The organism is Bifidobacterium vansinderenii (assembly GCF_002234915.1).
GTDB lineage: Bacteria > Actinomycetota > Actinomycetes > Actinomycetales > Bifidobacteriaceae > Galliscardovia > Galliscardovia vansinderenii.
This window is the reverse complement of record NZ_NEWD01000062.1, coordinates 1-1,794: the sequence shown is the minus strand read 5'-3', so window position 1 is coordinate 1,794 and position 1,794 is coordinate 1. Positions and strand designations below refer to the sequence as shown.

Here is a 1,794-nt window from a genome sequence, read left to right as displayed (position 1 = left end):
ACGGTACAGCGCGTTGACCAATACGAATCCAGACTTGTACTTGACCGTCAAGTCGTGGTTCATGGGATTCTACGCAGGGCAAGCTTAAGTAGGGATTATCGGTTGAGGCTGTTCAACGGAGAGCAGCCTCAACCGGGCTAGTCAGTCTTCTGGATCGAGCGTATTCTCGAAAACTTTTGAAAATACACCTTGATTGAGGATTTAGAATGACTGATAGTTCAAAGGTAGAGATTAAAGAAGTTTATCTAAATGGCCAAGGGAATACGTTCCTTAAACGATTCCCGATGTGTTTTTTTGTAGGTACTGTGGCATTGGCTGCTGTATCGTGTATTGCCTTTACTGCCGGTTTCTCGAGTGAGACAATATTTGCCGGATTTAAGTTATTTATTGGCGACCTTTCCCAATATATAGGTATATATGGGCCTGTTCTAGGGGTCCTCCTTTTTTCGGTGTTTTTTATTATTCATTACTTTGGTTGGATTTCTTTTGGGGATTTCGATATCAGAGCAAAACGTTACATTGTTGTATTTGTTGTTCTGCTGACGTTTTCCCTCGTTTTGCGTCCTCACAATTCTTCTCATGAGCAGTCTATTTTTAATACATTTCTAAATCCTCCTGCCATTGCAAATGAGTATAAGACAGTTTGGTATTGGGTTTATGTCGCGGTCAGATACTTCGGTATTGCAGCTACTCTCTGCGCATTGATTTCAATTATCCTGTACGTTTTGCGTTATAAAAATTCTGATACAGAAGCTAATGGAAAGCGTTGCGCATCGCTTTGCAGGGCGTCCAAGGATATCTTCTCTGGATGTTGTTTGAGGCTGTCGTTTATTAAGAATGCGTTGAGTAGGTTTTCAGTTCTGAGCATTGTAAAACTTTTTTCTCTCATCGTCATTTGTTGGGTTCCATGGATGATTTTTCTGTGGCCGGCCAATATTGCTGCTGATACGGTTGCGCAGCTAATGTGGGTCAAAAGTGGTAAGGTCTGGGATCCTTCGTCTCATGAGATGCTTCCTGGCTATGCGATGAGTGATCATCATCCTTGGCTGGATACAGTCATCTATGGTTTCTTTGATAGTTTTGGAACAAATCTATTGGGCAGCGAGGCGTGGGGCTTGTGGATTTTGGCTGTTCTGCAGACAGTTGGGGTAGCTGCAGCATTTGCCATAATTATCAATTATTTTACAGGCGTTTTGAAGTTGGACTGGAAGTTTGGTGTCCTCTTTTTGCTGTTTATTTGCTTTACTCCGATTTTTGCAAGAACGGCGATGGTTGTAGTTAAGGATGCGACAGCTTTGCCGTTCTTTTTGCTGTTCATGCTGCTGATTGTTGAGTACGTCAGAAGATTGAGACAGGACCTTCCTGTGAAGATATGGCTTGTTATTGCTTTGATTGTGCTTTTCGTTATTTGTGCAGAGATGCGAAAGATTTCTCTGGAAATCTTTGCGGCAACGTTCTTGGTTCTTGCTCTTTTCTTGAAGCGCCGTGTTCGCTCGATTGCAGTCGCTGTCATTCCTGTCATTTTGTTGTCAGTGATTTCATCTGTTGCTTTTCCTGCGTTGCATATTGCCTCTGGTGGACGTCAGGAAACCGTAGGTGTTTTCTTCCAACAGACAATGTACACCGCTGTAAATCATGAAGAATCGCTGTCTTCCAATGATCGTGCCATTATCAATGCGGTTAATACGTGTAGCACATCTGATCTTGTTGACATATTTGCTTTACAGGATGACAAGAGAGAGATCAATAGTGATGATGCCTTGAAAGACCGTTGCTTTAACAGGGATGCATCTT

The 1,794-nt window shown here is 42.5% G+C and carries 1 protein-coding gene; it reads left to right on the top strand.

Annotation, left to right across the window (positions count from 1 at the left end; translation table 11 throughout):
• Positions 1 to 206 precede the first annotated feature (206 nt).
• On the top strand, positions 207 to 1,794 hold a 1,588-nt coding region (locus Tam10B_RS13090; RefSeq protein WP_143248665.1), incomplete at its 3' end, for a DUF6020 family protein.